We start from the raw sequence: 15,103 nt of genomic DNA, 5'->3' as shown, positions 1-15,103 counted from the left end.
GACATAGAGATGGCGGTAAAAGGGTGTCTTGCCGCGGACCTCCGCGGAATGCTCGATGATCATGTGATATCCTCCACATGGGATCCCCCGTCCGGCAATGCGCCGGGCCTCCCGAGCCACTTTTCCGAGATCGACAGCCGCTGCTGCCTTGTGGAGTTATGCAGCAAGTGGCGTGCCAACTGGGGCTCGATCGAGCAGTTGTCTGAAATAGCTGCGCATTTTTGGAACCGCCGGAGCGTGCCAGGCGGCTCTGTCCGGAAACCTGCAAACATCGACGAGGGGAATGGGCGAAAACACGGACGATTTGGTCCAATAGCCGACGGCCATCGTCGACATTTCGCTCGTTGCGCCCCGGCGTGCAGGGCTTGAGCATGCGCTTTCGTGGTAGGGAGTTCAGAATGATGTGCGAGGCCGATGCCCTCTGGCAACCACTATGAGGCGATCATTCAGAGCAACTCAGACGCGGCGGGAACTGCCGACGCCCGAGATGACGCGGATAAACAGCAACCATTGCGCCGAATCGAAAGGGAAGGAAAAACCACTTCCGACTTTATGTCCATGATGAATAGTGCAGCGAGTGGAATATGAGATATGCTTAGGGCAGTCGCGGGCACCTTTACGCAGCGCCACCGCGCTTCAATGGAAATCCTGTGGATGGGATAGCTGCGAAGCAGCATCGCAAGAGCGTCGCGGCCGCTGATGTCAGTGGCCAGCCGATTTGCTGCTGCGACAAACAGTCCAGTTCCAATTGATCTCGCTCAAACCGTGAGCTCATAAACGATGCTATTTCCTCCGACCTCCACGAAACTGGATCGAAAGGGGGCAAGAATGCTATCCAGCAACATCGTCCGCGCCATCATTACCGCCACGGCATTGGTTGCCGCCCGCGCAGAGGCGACGGATCTGACCACGCCAGATCTGACAATACTACAAGCTGTGGCGCCTGCCGCTGCAGCACCGGCAGTCAGCCCATGGCAGATACGCTTGCGGGGGCTTAATGTGATCACCAACGACTCCGGCCAGGTTTACGGAGTGCCGGGATCGGATCTTTCCTTTTCGAATACGGTCATACCTGAATTTGACATCTCGTACTTCTTCAATGAGAATATCGCTGCGGAGCTCATCCTGGGCACAACCTATGCCAATGTCGACGGCGGCGGCTCAATTTCGACGCTCGGAGAAATCGGCAAGACTTGGCTGCTGCCGCCAACCTTGACCCTTCAATACCATTTCACCGATTTCGGCACTTTCCAGCCCTATGTCGGCGCCGGTGTCAACTACACGCTGTTCTACAATCAGTCGGGCAAGAGTGCCCGTAGCCTTGATGTCAAGAACACCTTCGGCGTCGCCCTGCAGGCCGGCTTCGACTATATGGTCGACGATCATTGGGGCGTGAACTTCGACGTGAAGAAAATCTTCCTGAGACCAGAGTTCGATGCCAATGTCGGTGGCACCGAGGTCAGTGGCAAGGCCAAGCTCGATCCATGGCTGATTGGCGCCGGCGTCACTTACCGTTTCTAGTCAGACGGAATTTCTCGCGGCCAGAGCATGGATTAAATAACCCCTGATCCCGACGCGTGTCGCACCGGCATTCTGGACGCGAGAAACTCGACGCCACTTGCGTTCGCGGCGTGACATCCCAGATGGCGGCGATCATCCAAAGGCGCAGCGTTCCTTGCTGCCGGCGTTCGATCAGTTCCTCGCGGCGAATGTTGTTCGAGTCCGGTCAGAGGTCGAGCTCCAGGTTGCGGAAGGGCTCGCTGTCGCGCCAGTTAATAGCCCGGCCGCGCTTCTTTGAGACAAGACCGTCGGCGCGGCGCGGTTGTGGGTCTGCAACAGCTTGCGCACTTGGCCGAGCCCGCCGTTCGGCCGCCCAGGCAACCGTCAAGCTGCGCTGGCGAATCTGCTGAAGAGTTCCCTTCTGCAACAGACATGACGATCAGGACTGATTTGAATAGCGTGGCTGAGACTTTGGCGAGGAGCCCGGAGCGGCGGGACTGTCGCATTTTATGCGGGGGAGGTGGCCTTGCAGGTCGACGGCTGTGCTAGGGCGCTTGCCTTCGCCGAGCGGCTTCAACACGATCCGGTCTACGAGTGACCGGATGATATCAACTTCGCGCCGGTGCTTTCCACTCAGCGAGCGCCTCATACAGCCGCGACTTCGCGGCGGTAATGAAGCGCCATGTTGGGGTGGAGCAGGGCCATAGGTCTTGCGTATTGAAAAGCCTCCAGCTTTTCGTTTCCGCGCCGCGATACGGTCTGTGATCTGCGCGCTGCCAGCGAGGATCGCGGTGAAGCGCAACGGTCGGCTCAGCGCGTCCTCTCAACGCTCATGGAACAGCCCTTCATAAACGAAGGCGCTGCAGATTGCTTCGCAGTCGGTCTCGCTGACGCCGGCGCGGCGCATGGTGGAGTGCCAGCAATTGGCGACTGTGTTGGTGATCGTGTCAAATATGCCTGTCGCTTCGTCTTCGGTGAGGAGGAAGCGGCCGTGCGCGGCGACGATGTTGCTGCGATTGGCGTAGCGGCCTTGCGGGCCGCAGGCGAGTGCAAGGTCGCGGCGTTCGACTGATACGGATGGCGTAGGTCCCAGATCGAAGGCAGGGCTCAGACGCCAGTCTCGCAGTTTGGCAAGCATGGCGTGGTTGCGCGGATGGTCGTCGACATTCGAGATCGCCGCGTTGAAGCAGATGCGCGCGAACAGTTCGCGCAGGTCCTGCTGGGGGCTGGCGCTGCCCCTGCGGAGCTCATCAGAAAGCAGGAGGTATGACCATTGATCGCGATCGGAGGCGCTGTCGCTGCTGCGCAGCAAGGTGAGTGCGCTGACCATGCGGAAGCGTCGGTAGCTCTCATCCTGCTTCTCACGGTCGAAGCGGCGGACCATGAGAACGTCCTTGCCGCCGACGGTGACGAGTTTGCTGTCGGCGGTGTCGAGGCCGCACGCGCGGGCGAGCAGGAGCGCGCCGTGCTCGACCTTCGGCTGGTTCCAGCGGTCATCGTAGCGCGAGAATTTTGCCAGCCAGAGCGCGCCGCTATCTTCTACGACGGCCTTCGGGCGAGCGCCGCCCATCGAGGTGCCGAGCAGCATCAGCTCTTCGGCTTGTGCGGCGAGTTCGTGCTGTTGGGGTTCGTTAGCTATGATCGTCTCTGCTGCCTCCTGCAGGCGGGCAAGGTCGATCGTCTTGTTGAATTCCCGCCGAGGTGCGGGCGGCGTCTGGTTGAGGCCGAATCCGAGGGCGCCGGCGCGGTCGTCAGGTCCTTCGAGCAGGTAGTCGAGTTCTTCCAGGTTAACGCGACCTGCATGTTTCTCGATGACGCGGCGGCCCCAGTAATCGGGCATCGCGTCGCGGATCGCCCCGAATATGCCCTTCATGCGGCCCGTCTCGTAGAGCCGGTCTGAAAGGCGCAGCTCGATCGGGTCGAGTTCGACGGCGTCGTTGCGCTCTAGGTAGCGGCGTCCATAGACGAAGGAGCCGGCGGCGGTACCGTCATCGACCGTAGTGACACGCAGCTTGCCGGCCGTGACAAACTCTGTCTTGCCGGGCGGGATGATATAGACGAAGCACTCGCGCTCAGAAGTCATTGTCCAATGCCTTTGGCGGGTGCGCCTTCTTCGGGCTGCGGACGCGCTCGAGAGCCTTGCCCTCGCTGTCACGATCAGGGTCTGCGAGCAGGCTCATTTCGGCGAGCAGGCCGAGTGCCCAAAGAGCGCCGGCATAGACGACGATCGAGGTGGTTGGTTTGCCTTTTTCGGCATCGGCAAGGGCGAAGCGGGACACGCCGATCCGTTCCGCCAGATCTTCCAGGCGGATTTTCCGCCGTAGGCGGGCGATGCGGATATTGCTGCCAAGCCCCTTGAGACTCTTCTCGACAGCGGCGGGCGGGCTTTCAGCGATCTTGCTTAGGCGCGGCATGATGGTTTCAGCGCACTTCACTAGCTATTACGTGGCTTTTATCTAACTTATCAGCAGTAAAGCAGTTGTCAATGACTGGATCAGGCGTGTTAGCTTAAAGCAACTCGATCCGGGGCTGAGTAGGTTTGACCTAACCTAATGTGTGGAGCGGCCTGTGATTCGATCCGAGCGGGCGACTGCCTGTCATCCTGTCATCAGCAGCGAAGGAGAAAGGTCATCACATCACCAGAGAAGAAGTTGCCGTAACGTCCTGCGTCGAGCTCGATCGGGCAGCAATGATCGCAAAGCCGCAAATCTTACGCTTCTGTTCCCCGCCGTTGGAGCACGTCACCCCGAGTGGTAGACAAAGGCGCTTGCGAGCCCCACAACCGACATCCCCGCGATCCCGAAAAGCTCACACCGTGGGCATTTTGCGTTTCGACACCGCTCCTCAGCCGTGCATCAAGGTTCCTGGAGAAGGGCGGTTTTGCCTGGCTCTAAGGCAGCAAATGGCAACGCACCGTTTGCTGTTGTTTCGCATCGTGATCATCGCGCGACATATTGCCGGCCAGGTACTGCGCAACAATCGGAAGACATATCGGTTCAGGCTCGTTAATCGCGGCCCGCCGCAGCTGGCCGGCCGACCTGGTCTCTCGAACTCGCGAAATACATCTCATAGCCGGAGCGGAGACCGCAACCCAATCTGCCGTCCCATCCGCCCTCGCAGCCCCGCCCCGTCGTGGGGAGGCCGGACGCTGGAGAGACTAACCCCGCCGATGTTCCTCATGGAAACTGATGGCGATTTGCGAAGGCCAAGCGACAGGATACCAGCCGCGTTTAGCCGCCCCACCTCCTTGAAAACCCAGCATGATTACCACGCGGTAGATCTTTTGGCCTCGTTTGCACTTCTTTAATGTTCTTTGTATGTTCTCGCCTGTAATGGGACCGTGTTACGTTGAAAGAACGCATAAGCTGCGGCAAGGTGAGGAAATGAGAGAGGGTGAGTCGGCCATTTTTTGCCAGAAGCAATCTGGTGCTTATTTCACGCCAGGCGACGTAGCGCAGGCTCTTGTAGCATGGGCCGTTCGGCGCGCGTCCGATCGACTTATCGATCCTTCATGCGGCGACGGCCAGTTTATTTCCGTCCACCGCAAATCAGTCGGCATCGAACAGAACCCGCATTCCGCGCAGAGTGCGATTGCAAACGCACCCTGGGCCCTCGTGCATAAGGGCGATTTCTTTGCCTGGGCTGCCGAGACGCGCGAGCGGTTCGAATGTGCCGCGGGCAATCCGCCCTTCATACGCTATCAAAGCTTCAAGGGAGAGGTTCGGCATCGCGCACTGGAGTTGTGCGCGCAGCAGGGTGCACACTTTTCCGGCTTGACCTCATCTTGGGCGCCGTTTCTCGTGGCAACCGCCGCCTTGTTGAAGCCTGGCGGCCGCTTGGCATTCGTCGTGCCGGCGGAAATAGGCCACGCCCCCTATGCCGCGCCGCTGCTCGATTACCTGGTCAATTCCTTTTCCGAAGTGCATATCATCGCCATCCGGCGAAAACTATTTCCATCGCTCTCGGAAGATTGCTGGCTTCTCTATGCGGACGGGCATGGAGGTTCGACTTTGCAGATAAATCTGACGGTCTGCGAGGAGTTCAAGCCGAGCAAATACCGTCCGAAGCCCGATGTAGTTGTCGACGTCGAAGAATGGCGTACGACCTGGTCGCGCCGGTTGCGGCCTTATCTTCTGCCGAAGAGTATTCGCGACGTCTACGCAACGGCGATCCATGATCCGGCGAGCAAGCGCTTCGGGGATATCGCAAGCATCGGTATAGGCTACGTGAGCGGCGACAACGAGTTTTTCCATTTACGCCCGTCGGAAGCCAAAAGGTTGAAAATTCCGTCCGAGTTCCTGCATCCGAGCCTCCGCAATGGTCGGGCGATGCCGAACAATCACATTACGGAAGAGACGGTCGAGGCCTGGAAAAAGAGCGATGATAAGGTCCTTCTGCTTCGATTGAAGCGCGGCCAGGAACTGCCGTCAAGCGTCAAGCGCTATCTCGACAGCAGTGCCGGCCGCGAAGCGCGCCTCGGCTATAAATGCCGAAATCGCACACCCTGGTATGCCGTTCCCGACGTGCAGGTACCAGATTTTGTCCTGAGTTACATGGCGGGCCGGTCGGCAAACCTGGTGAGAAATCTCGCTGGGGTAACCTGCACGAACAGTGTCCATTCGGTCCGGGTTCGTGACCGCCCGCTCGCTAAGAAACTTCTTCCGCAATGGTCAACCCCGTTCGTGCGCCTCAGTTGTGAGCTTGAGGGGCATGCGCTCGGCGGCGGGATGCTAAAGCTGGAGCCGCGAGAAGCATCACGTATTCTTTTCCCTTCTGAGACGATATATGCGCATGCGGAAGCGATGGAAGATGCAATAAGCGCGCTTCAGCGTTGGAGACATTATGCCGAGTAACCTCGAGGCGAAAACCTGCCAATGGACCAATCAGGCCGAAGCCTTGGCGGCATTCGCGGAGTTCACCGGCAAAACCCAGAGCGCCAGCCATATCAAACCGCTCCATTGGTATGTGGCATGCCGGTTGGTGATTGAAGGTGGTTTTGATCCGGAAGACATTGTTCCTCGCCCACCGTTTCGAGTAAAGCGCCGCTCCGGCAAAGCTCCTGTTCTGGAATACGAACCCAGCTTGGCACGTGGCGGCGAACGGACCGTGCTCGGTGGACTGAAAACGAAGAATGTCGATGTCGTCGTAACACGTGAAGGTATCGGCCCTGTCCTCGCTGTCTCATGCAAGGGTGTGACCGGAGCCTTCCGGAATCTGACGAACCGCATGGAGGAGACGATCGGCGAGTGTACCAATCTGCACATCACCTATCCCGCGCTCGTCCTGGGCTACCTCGTCCTGCTTCGGGCGAACCGGATGATCGAAATTGCACTTGATGACGCCGCTGAAGCCGTTGCGGACGCAGAGCCAGGAAATGAAGGCACTAAGACGCTTGCCGCCAATGACATCGCCATGACGGAGGGTGGGGAGCCGGTTGCCGGTATTGTCCGCTTTCACAATGCTCTGCGAGAGCTTGTTGGCCGGCGCGGCATTCGCGACGATGTAAGTCGCTACGAGGCGATCGGCTTCGGTCTCGTCGAGATGCACGGTTCTGAACGCAACACGTTACTCGACAGCTTTCCTCTCCCGGACAGTCCATTAAGGCTCACGGGATTCTTCGACACGCTATATGCCCGCTACGATGAGCGCTTTGTCGTCAGTGCACCGGATCTGTCTCGCACAACGCGGCGGCTGGAATGGGATCCGGCTTCTCCGGCGTTTCGCGTTCCGAACCTCGATTATGCCCCGCGGGTGAGTGGCCAACCCGCAGACATGCCAATAGCCGAGAGTTACGAGTGACGAGCTGGACTGCCAAGACGCGGGGAGCAGGCTTTCATACTTAGCGGCGAGCTCCTCCGATCGCCTTGATCAAGCCCGCCGGCGGCAAGAGATCACGGATATTCAAGTCCCAGTCGTATCGCTTGAAGGTGAAAGCTTTGTTGTCGCTTTCTTTTCCCGGCCATGTCCTTACGCCCTTGTCGGCAATCAACGCTGGTGGCGCCCACCCGACGATGATGGCCGCTGGGTTGTCAACAATTTTTACTTTGCTGGACAACTCGATGAACACGTGAATGGCGTCTTCTATCTCCTTCTTGCCCAAGTTGACGTTGAAGTGCACTGGGGGTGGGAACGGACTGCTTACCTTGCGCATCTTGGTCTTGATTTCAAGGCGCAAACCGTTGACGACAAAGTCGTCATCCAGAACCTTTCGCGTATAATCATTTCGAAACGGAGTATGGGTCGGCGTCACACTCTGCCGGACCAGCCATTCATGGAACGCCAGTTCACCGTATTTGCCTTTTGCGTGTGAAAGGACGTCGTTGCCGGCTTCCGCCGCAGGCGTCCGATGCGCTCCCGGGAACTGCGAGTGCTCATGCACCAAAAGGCCCAACTGCCAAGCCTCGTACCCACATCGCTCGGGGATGGGCAGGATGAGGTACTCATTCATTTGCTTCGGCATAGTAGTTTCCCACGCCATTCCATATTGCTTTGCGGCGACGATCTCGTTCGACGTTCTTGACCGCGTCTGGTGCGGTGAACTGCAAGGCCGTGCAATGGGCCGCTTCGCGAACTTTGAGTGGTTCGACACGTCGCATGGCTTATAAGCGTCAGCAAGGTTCTCGATGAACATGGATGCCGCCGCTTTTCCAGTCCCCCCTCAAGCACTTGCGGCCTCTATGGTGGCGAAAGACATACTGGACAACACCAGTGCGAACCCCTCGACACTCATACGTGTTGGCCACCATTGATGTGGATTTCGGCACCATTGATATAGGATGAGGCAGGCGTGCAGAGGAAATAAATTGTCTCGGCGACCTCAGACGGGTCGCCAAGACGTCCCATTGGTACTTGGCTGGCAACGAGCTTGTCCGTGCCGGGGGACAGGATCGAGGTCTCTATCTCGCCCGGCGCTATGGCATTGGCGCGAACCCCCCGGCCAGCAAACTCATGAGCAAGTTCCCGGGTGAGTGCAGCGAGACCTGCTTTAGAGGCTGCATATGCGGCGCCTGCGAAAGGATGAACGCGAGCGCCGGCGATCGAAGTTACGTTCACGATGGAGCCCTTGCCCAACTCGAGCTCGGGAAGAAGGCCACGGGCGAGCAATGCTGTCGAAACGAGATTAACGTTCAGCACTTGTGTCCAAGTGCGCGAATCAGTGCCAAGCACGCCCGGCCGGCTCTGATTCGGACCTTTCGGCGAGATACCTGCATTGTTGACGAGCGCATGAAGCTTGCCGGCGGGAAGTCGGCTTCGTACTTCTGCGGCAAGATCGTCTATCTTATCGATTTGCGCTAAATCTGCCTGGATGTGGCTCTCGCGTGCGGCTGGCCATGCGCAGTCCTTTGAAAAGGGCTGACGGGAAACTGTAAGGATTCTCCATCCACGCTCTTGAAACAGTTTCACTGTCGCGTGCCCTATACCTCGGCTCGCTCCTGTCAAAAGCATAATGAGTTGCTCTTCCATTATCAGGGCCCTTCAGATTGTTGACGCATAAAACTGCTAAAGTCGATGTATTGCAACAATGCGGAAGGGCACCTGCGAACGGTTACCCTCGGCGAGCGGCGGAGCGTGCTCCCCCATGCCGATCACTGCAAATCCACCATCGGCCGGCTTCTTGTGGGCCGAGGCGTCGTATCTTGGTCGATCCTGATCCCGAGTAAGGCAAATTCAAGCTGTCGACAACGAAGCTCTGGGAGACCTATGCGAGCAGCGTCCCGAGGAGATCGAGACCAGGTGATCGCAAGCGCGTCAAGCAAGAGCCTGCGTTGCTCTTGACTGCTTCAGGTTCGTTCCTGACGGACCCGCAGCCGCCTCCAGGACAAGGCAGTCTCGATCGAGTTCAACGCCGATACCACGCCAGTTTGCCTGGCCGTAAAAGCGGTCAGCAACAAAGCGCCCGAAAGTTGGCGAAGATCCAGTCGGAGGAGGTCCTCACGTTCGTCGGGCTTCATGTCCAACCACAAGGCCTGATTTTGCCAGCGTTCGAATAGCATCAGGCCTGTACCGCTACTCCCGGCGCTAAAGCAACGAACCGGTCTGGTGAGTAGGGTTCGCAAAAGCACTTGCAAAAAATGACGATACACGCATTTATCGCCCGTCTGTGAATTCAAACGCTCAGACGCTGGGCCTCTTCTTTCGTCGAGAGAGAAGCGGCCCTTTGCATTTTGAGTGCAAAACGGGTGATTCTTGTGGGGTTGAATCAGCGCCCGAGGCATGTTCAGGAGTCGTGCATGCGTCGCGCCTTGAAGATGGCTGCAGCGTTGTGCGAGATTACCCCGCTCGTTGGTCACTGTAGAAGTGCGGCAGCCAGGAAGGCGGTCGCAGACCCGACGAATACAACCACTGCGCATCCGCGCAACACTTTCATCCGGCGCGTTCGTTTGCCGGTCCAATCATAGCCCATCACGCAATTCCCTCAGCCTCATGCCGGATAAGCAGATAATGGAACAAGTCTCCTAAGAAATGGAAAATTTTGGGTCTGGAGACCCTTTCCGTCTCGCTCGAACTCACGTTCCGGGGATCAGGGCGGCCACTTCTCCCTGACGCGGTATCCTCACGCACCAGCCGTATCATTTGCTGCGTGAAGCGGCCACTCGTTAGGTCAGCCAAGCTTGCGCCTCTCGCGACGTCAAAATAGCGAGCGCGGCCGCGATCATAAGCAAAGCCGCGCTGGCGCCGAAGGTCACCTGGTACCCACTCATGTCGAAAAAGAAGCCACCAACGATCGCGCCCGAGGTGATAGCTAAGTGAATGACTGCGACCATAAGTCCGCCTCCAGCCTCGGCATCCTTCGGCAGCGTCCTCGATAACCAGGTCCACCAGCCCACCGGCGCTGACGTGGCGAACAACCCCCAGATGCCCAGCAGCAGTGCCGCTGCGGCAACTCGGCCACCGACAGCCGCAAGGGCCACGGCAATCGCCGCCATCAACATCGGAATCGCAATCAGCGTCCGATAGAGGCCATTCTTCAGAAAGGCGCCAATGAGCATGGTGCCGATGAACCCGGTCGCACCCATCACCAGCAGCAGGAGCGACATTGTTGAAACATCGGCATGGATAGCCGTTTCGAGGAACGGCCGAAGATAGGTGAACAGCGTAAACTGGCCCATGAAGAACACGCTGACCGCTGCCACGCCGAGAACCACCACTCGCCGGTTCAACAGTTTAAGAACGTTTCCGGATGGCGGCCGCTCCTCGACCTTCATGGGAGGAAGACTGAGGAGCTGCCACACGAAAACAATCACTGCGACCGGGACGACACAGAAGAACGCCCAGCGCCAGCCGATGAGGCTGCCGAGGAAGCTCCCCAGCGGGGCGGCAATGACCGTCGCCAGCGCATTCCCGCCGTTGAAGATCGCCAGCGCCCGCGGCACCTGATCGTCCGGAACAAGCCGCATGGCGGTCGCGGCGGAGATCGACCAAAATCCGCCGATAACGAGCCCGATGAGCGCGCGGCCAACCATGAACGCCACATAATTCGGAGCGACCGCTACCATCGTCCCCGAGACGATCATCACGGCGGTCAGCGCCAGTAGCAGGATCTTGCGGTCGAGTCTGCCGACCACGGACGAGATGAAGAGGCTTGTCATCACCGCAAAGGCGCCGGATACGGATATCGCCTGACCGGCCTGGCCTTCGGTTATAGCCAGATCCGAGGCGATTGGGGTCAGCAGGCTGAGGGGCATGATTTCCGCCGCGATGAGCGCGAAAACGCAGAACGACATCGCGAATACCGCGCCCCATGCGGCGGGCCGCTCCTCGACTACGCTGCTTTGAGCAGAGAGTTGCACCAACATGGTTGTTTGCCTCGAGAATGTTCCGACGGAGCGCGTCCTGCCTCTCATTGCCGGTCTATCGGAGGGCAGAGTTTTCCTGGCGCCGTTGGGGGTTGATCCGAGAGCTGAACTCCCGACGGCGACTAGCGCTGCTAAACGGTATCTTCCTATGATCGACGTTTATGAATTGAATGTAATCGGCGCGGAGCACCGAACGCATCCACAAGCGCAACTCCGCAGGCGCCTCCGCAGAAGTCGAGTGGTGCGGGGAACGGATGCTTTGTTCGTCAATGCCTGGGCTGTTCGTGGTCCCGATCTCGCGTGACGAACAGAGCGGGGGTAAAGCACCGACCTTGTTGCAGCAGCGTTGAACGTCTCTCCCGAAGGGCCCCCGCACGCGGGTGCAGCCAAGATTCCCCCCACGATGCGGTTGCCAAACTGGCATCCGCCGAAAGACAACCGCGGCAAACGCGCCTGTCTAGCCTTCCTATGCATCTGGAACGTTCTGAATGACCCGGGCGTCTCCCGCGGCACAAAGCAAAGTCTTAGCATTTCGACATCTCCGCACGATATCTTTAGTCCGTGACGCGCCTTCCGACGCCTCATAGCAATGTGCGTGCCATCAGAAACCTTCTGACATGAGCCACTAGAACGAACCGCCTGGGTCGCATGTCCAACATTGTCCTACATCGAACAATGCCAAGCGACATTGACCTGTTGCTCTTGGGTTCCCAAAATGGACCGCCGTTCAATCGCGATGACACCGACGTCCCCGATCGGCAGGAAACGCGGATTATCCACTTCTGCGAAACGCAAGTGTCGATCGCGAGCTGCGAATATGGCTAACTTGGAGCACGAGCACCACAATCCGCCGGGCCAAATAGGTCGATGACCTCAAGCGGGGGGATCGAGCGGGCGTTTGAGCTGGATTGAAATTGATGAGGCGCACGGCAACCTGTTCGCGCGTGCTCACATCCCGTTGCCGTGGTCCAAAAGCGCTAACCCAACTTTCTCGAATTTCAATTTCACCCCTCAATCGTCAAAAGCATGCTGACGGCGATCTCGCTTCCGTGCCAAAGCGCAAGGCGTAGGGAAGGCGTCGGAGGCCAGCCAGCGGTGGCCTCCGACCGTCAAGGCAGGAGCGGGCGTGTCAGGGGCTCGTAGGTGCGCCGGTACAAGGCGTCGCCGAACAGCCGCAGGACAGCGTTCCGTATCGTACTCGAACCCGTTCTCAGCTTGTCGCGGGCACGCAACTTCTTCTGTACCCACGCGACCCGACCGATGCGCGCCTCGTGAAATTGTTGGAGGATGCCTTCCATCGGATCGTCCTTGGCGACAAGCTCTGCAAGAACGACTGCGTCCTCGATCGCCATGCCCGCGCCCTGCGCCATGCTGGGCGATGAGGCGTGCGCGGCATCGCCGATCAGGACATGCCGGTCGGCTATCCATCGTTTTGCAGGAACTTCCTGCAAAACGGCTCGATGGACTGCGGTGGCGGGATCCAGTGCGGCGACAATCGGTCCGAGCGGACCTGCGAAGCTGTTGAACAGCCGCTTCATAACGTTGACGGAGCCGTCGCCGAATTCGTTCGAGCGGCAGTCGGCGTATATGTACGTTTCCGTTTCGCTGATGGGGATGCCGAGGAGGGTGCGGCCGTTCCCGAGCATTGCCGTCCAGCCATCGATCTCTCCGTTGTTGCGGACGACCAGCCGCCAGCATGAGATGTCGATCTGGCGAGCCGCGCTCGGACCGAATACTGCGGTCCGCAGCGGCGTATTGACGCCTGCCGCGCCTACGACGAGATCGTACTCTTTTTCTTGTCCATTGGAGAAGCGAGCCGTGCTCTTGTCACCTCGCGACGCCGTCGAGACCACTTCCAGGCCATAGGTCACAGTGCCTGGCTTCAGCGAAGCATGGAGGATGTCCGTTAGAGCTTGGCGTGATAAGGCAAGACAGGGCCCACAATCCTTCCAGATGTCTGCCGTCCTCACGTCGTTCAGAACGAAGCCTGAAGGCGAGAGGATTCTCTGTCTAGCAATCGGATAGGCAACAGCCCTTACTTGTTCGAGCAGTCCCAGGTCGCCAAGCGCTCTTGCGGCGTTTCCCAGGAGAAAGATACCTGCTCCCTCGGTCGGTGGCCGTTCCCGGCGTTCGACAACCTCGCACTCGACGCCCTTCATTTTCAGTGCTCGTGCCGCAGAAAGTCCGGCTATTCCCGCCCCGGCAATCAGTACTTTCATCGATCATTCCTGTGTCAGCGACCTAAGGTCGACGTTGGATTTCAACTCGCAGGCCAGGTATGACACAGCTTCGCGTCGAGTTCACGAGCCGGCCGGCTGATGAGCGAACGGCGGGGAAAGACGAATGACCACAACGGGTTCCAAAACAACCGCTATAGCAACTCTCGAGCTGGTCAGACTTTAGCGTTAGTGGCGATTCCTGCCGATTCGCGTTGCAGACGCGGCAGCAGCGGCTCAAGAAGCATGCCGCGCCTGAGGCTCTTTCCCCTTTAGTTGTCTATCCCTGATTCAGTTGCGCGCCTGGATGCATCGGGAGTAGTTCGGCGAGGGCGTCAGAGCAGTTTCACAAAACTCTCCGTGCAATCTAGTGCGCATGGTTCTCAAGTGGGGCGTGCCCCATATGCTCTCTGCTGCACCCCGTCAATGCGATGCCAATCTATGCGGGGAAGCCTCACGGACAAACCCGGCGGATTGCCCGCCTAATTGGCGAACCCGTCGACGTGCCTGCGTGCGCCCAATCTCGTCGCCCTCTCCAGGTGAGAACCCGGCTCGCGCGGTTCCGCCGCCCATGCCTTCCGCCGTGCGGTTCCGCAGGACGCGATTCGGCGCATTCGGCCAGCTCCATCAAAAAAAGAGAGTGGTCTCGACCGTGTTGCCGGCGGTAACTTCGATGAAAATGGGGCCTGTAATTCGACTGCACGCCGCTTCAGGCGTCTGCCAAGCCATACACCTGATTCGCAAGCATGAGAGCCGTTTCGAGCCCTTCTTCATCGGCAATTTCACCCTTGTTAAGCCGTGTCTGTATCTGTCAGTAGCCGTCAGTAGCGAACTGTACCGGTCCGCAGGTCTTCAGCCGCAGCCCGCAGGACGTTTTCTCCTTGGCGAGAACGACAAGGTCCGTGGCGACATTGATCACAAGCGGCAAGAGCACAATTGGTCGACAGCGGCTCGAGATATGCGCTCTGCGCCCGCGTTTGAGCGCCCTCTAGTGTGCCCGCAACACGCGGCCGATGCAGGGCTCATGGAAGCATTGAAATCCGGAACAAGCGATTCAACACCACGGGACTTCGATAGGCATTCCCATGCTCAGGCCATGCTGGATCCTTCTTGACGAGTACGCACGAAGCGGCGATGTTCCATCCCGACGAGGAGCAGCCATGATGACTTACGAGTGGCAGGACACTCTCTTGCGCGAGGAGGACCTCGCAAGGCGCGCGGCGGTAATAGTGCCGAGGATGCTAGCGCATCCAAGGGTCACTCTCGACCAGATCTCGCGACTTCGAGGCCATATCGATGACTGCATCGACAGGCTCGGGACGTTGCTTGCCGAAATGGAGAATGCCGGAGTCGATCAGGTCTTCCTCGCGGCTGCGCACACCATTCATAATGCATGGCAGAGCCTTGCTCATAAAACCGCTGAGAGATCGCGATTGTTCGAGACCGACTTCGTCGACGTCCGTCCCACGCTGTCGGACAACAAAGATCAGGGCGTGGCCACGCATTGGTCGATCAGCTAGAGTGATCTGCTGCCAGCACGGGAACTTTGGGCTAGTGCAAGCCCTCGAGATTCAGTCTTCACTCGACGTC

General features: G+C 58.7%; 11 protein-coding genes. 5 read left to right on the top strand and 6 right to left on the bottom strand.

All coding sequences use genetic code 11. From position 1 onward, the window contains the following. Positions 1 to 828: 828 nt before the first annotated feature. Positions 829 to 1,521, top strand: a complete 693-nt coding sequence (locus tag CO664_RS27665; RefSeq protein ID WP_097528102.1) for an OmpW family protein — start codon at positions 829 to 831, stop codon at positions 1,519 to 1,521. An 802-nt stretch (positions 1,522 to 2,323) separates the two neighbouring features. Here CO664_RS27665 and CO664_RS27660 read toward each other — a convergent pair. Together CO664_RS27660 and CO664_RS27655 are read right to left on the bottom strand one after the other, a co-directional pair. Further along, positions 2,324 to 3,583, bottom strand: coding sequence for a HipA domain-containing protein (locus CO664_RS27660; RefSeq protein WP_097528101.1), 1,260 nt, complete (start codon positions 3,581 to 3,583; stop codon positions 2,324 to 2,326). Continuing rightward, entirely contained in the window at positions 3,573 to 3,914 is a 342-nt protein-coding gene (locus CO664_RS27655) for a helix-turn-helix domain-containing protein (protein WP_018099692.1), read from the bottom strand. Before CO664_RS27655 ends, CO664_RS27660 begins: the two co-directional genes overlap by 11 nt. A 969-nt stretch (positions 3,915 to 4,883) precedes the next feature. On the opposite strand from CO664_RS27655, the gene CO664_RS27650 reads away from it, so the two are divergent. Both CO664_RS27650 and CO664_RS27645 read left to right on the top strand, forming a co-directional pair. Beyond that, positions 4,884 to 6,353 carry an SAM-dependent methyltransferase gene (locus CO664_RS27650; protein ID WP_097528100.1) on the top strand — a complete coding sequence of 490 codons (1,470 nt, stop codon included), beginning with the start codon at positions 4,884 to 4,886 and terminating at the stop codon, positions 6,351 to 6,353. Further along, the gene (locus CO664_RS27645; RefSeq protein WP_097528099.1) at positions 6,343 to 7,299 is read left to right on the top strand and encodes a hypothetical protein; all 957 of its coding nucleotides are present in this window, start codon (positions 6,343 to 6,345) and stop codon (positions 7,297 to 7,299) included. Before CO664_RS27650 ends, CO664_RS27645 begins: the two co-directional genes overlap by 11 nt. Before the next feature lie 40 nt (positions 7,300 to 7,339). Here the strand turns inward: CO664_RS27645 and CO664_RS27640 are convergent, their stop codons facing one another. From CO664_RS27640 to CO664_RS27620, 4 genes are all read right to left on the bottom strand, one after another. Next, entirely contained in the window at positions 7,340 to 8,131 is a 792-nt protein-coding gene (locus CO664_RS27640; protein WP_097528098.1) for a hypothetical protein, read from the bottom strand. A gap of 95 nt (positions 8,132 to 8,226) precedes the next feature. Continuing rightward, entirely contained in the window at positions 8,227 to 8,964 is a 738-nt protein-coding gene (locus tag CO664_RS27635; protein ID WP_176536694.1) for an SDR family oxidoreductase, read from the bottom strand. A 1,133-nt stretch (positions 8,965 to 10,097) separates the two neighbouring features. Next, the gene (locus CO664_RS27625; RefSeq protein WP_097540538.1) at positions 10,098 to 11,297 is read right to left on the bottom strand and encodes an MFS transporter; all 1,200 of its coding nucleotides are present in this window, start codon (positions 11,295 to 11,297) and stop codon (positions 10,098 to 10,100) included. A gap of 1,109 nt (positions 11,298 to 12,406) precedes the next feature. Next, positions 12,407 to 13,516: an FAD-dependent monooxygenase gene (locus CO664_RS27620; protein ID WP_097527869.1), complete on the bottom strand. Its 1,110-nt coding sequence runs from the start codon at positions 13,514 to 13,516 to the stop codon at positions 12,407 to 12,409. A 568-nt stretch (positions 13,517 to 14,084) separates the two neighbouring features. Between CO664_RS27620 and CO664_RS27615 the strand changes: the two genes are divergently transcribed. Next, positions 14,085 to 14,627, top strand: a complete 543-nt coding sequence (locus tag CO664_RS27615; RefSeq protein ID WP_097527868.1) for a hypothetical protein — start codon at positions 14,085 to 14,087, stop codon at positions 14,625 to 14,627. A 46-nt stretch (positions 14,628 to 14,673) separates the two neighbouring features. Beyond that, the gene (locus tag CO664_RS27610) at positions 14,674 to 15,033 is read left to right on the top strand and encodes a hypothetical protein (RefSeq protein WP_097527867.1); all 360 of its coding nucleotides are present in this window, start codon (positions 14,674 to 14,676) and stop codon (positions 15,031 to 15,033) included. The last annotated feature ends 70 nt before the right edge of the window (positions 15,034 to 15,103 follow it).

Source organism: Sinorhizobium sp. NG07B (assembly GCF_002532005.1).
GTDB lineage: Bacteria > Pseudomonadota > Alphaproteobacteria > Rhizobiales > Rhizobiaceae > Sinorhizobium > Sinorhizobium fredii_C.
Note: the sequence above shows the minus strand (reverse complement) of the source record. Positions and strands in the feature narration are given on the sequence as shown.

Excerpts from the sequence above, each read along its gene's own strand:
- CO664_RS27665 (WP_097528102.1), top strand. The coding sequence starts at position 829 with ATGCTATCCAGCAACATCGTCCGCGCCATCATTACCGCCACGGCATTG.
- CO664_RS27660 (WP_097528101.1), bottom strand. The coding sequence starts at position 3,583 with ATGACTTCTGAGCGCGAGTGCTTCGTCTATATCATCCCGCCCGGCAAG.
- CO664_RS27655 (WP_018099692.1), bottom strand. The coding sequence starts at position 3,914 with ATGCCGCGCCTAAGCAAGATCGCTGAAAGCCCGCCCGCCGCTGTCGAG.
- CO664_RS27650 (WP_097528100.1), top strand. The coding sequence starts at position 4,884 with ATGAGAGAGGGTGAGTCGGCCATTTTTTGCCAGAAGCAATCTGGTGCT.
- CO664_RS27645 (WP_097528099.1), top strand. The coding sequence starts at position 6,343 with ATGCCGAGTAACCTCGAGGCGAAAACCTGCCAATGGACCAATCAGGCC.
- CO664_RS27640 (WP_097528098.1), bottom strand. The coding sequence starts at position 8,131 with ATGTTCATCGAGAACCTTGCTGACGCTTATAAGCCATGCGACGTGTCG.
- CO664_RS27635 (WP_176536694.1), bottom strand. The coding sequence starts at position 8,964 with ATGGAAGAGCAACTCATTATGCTTTTGACAGGAGCGAGCCGAGGTATA.
- CO664_RS27625 (WP_097540538.1), bottom strand. The coding sequence starts at position 11,297 with ATGTTGGTGCAACTCTCTGCTCAAAGCAGCGTAGTCGAGGAGCGGCCC.
- CO664_RS27620 (WP_097527869.1), bottom strand. The coding sequence starts at position 13,516 with ATGAAAGTACTGATTGCCGGGGCGGGAATAGCCGGACTTTCTGCGGCA.
- CO664_RS27615 (WP_097527868.1), top strand. The coding sequence starts at position 14,085 with ATGCCTTCCGCCGTGCGGTTCCGCAGGACGCGATTCGGCGCATTCGGC.
- CO664_RS27610 (WP_097527867.1), top strand. The coding sequence starts at position 14,674 with ATGATGACTTACGAGTGGCAGGACACTCTCTTGCGCGAGGAGGACCTC.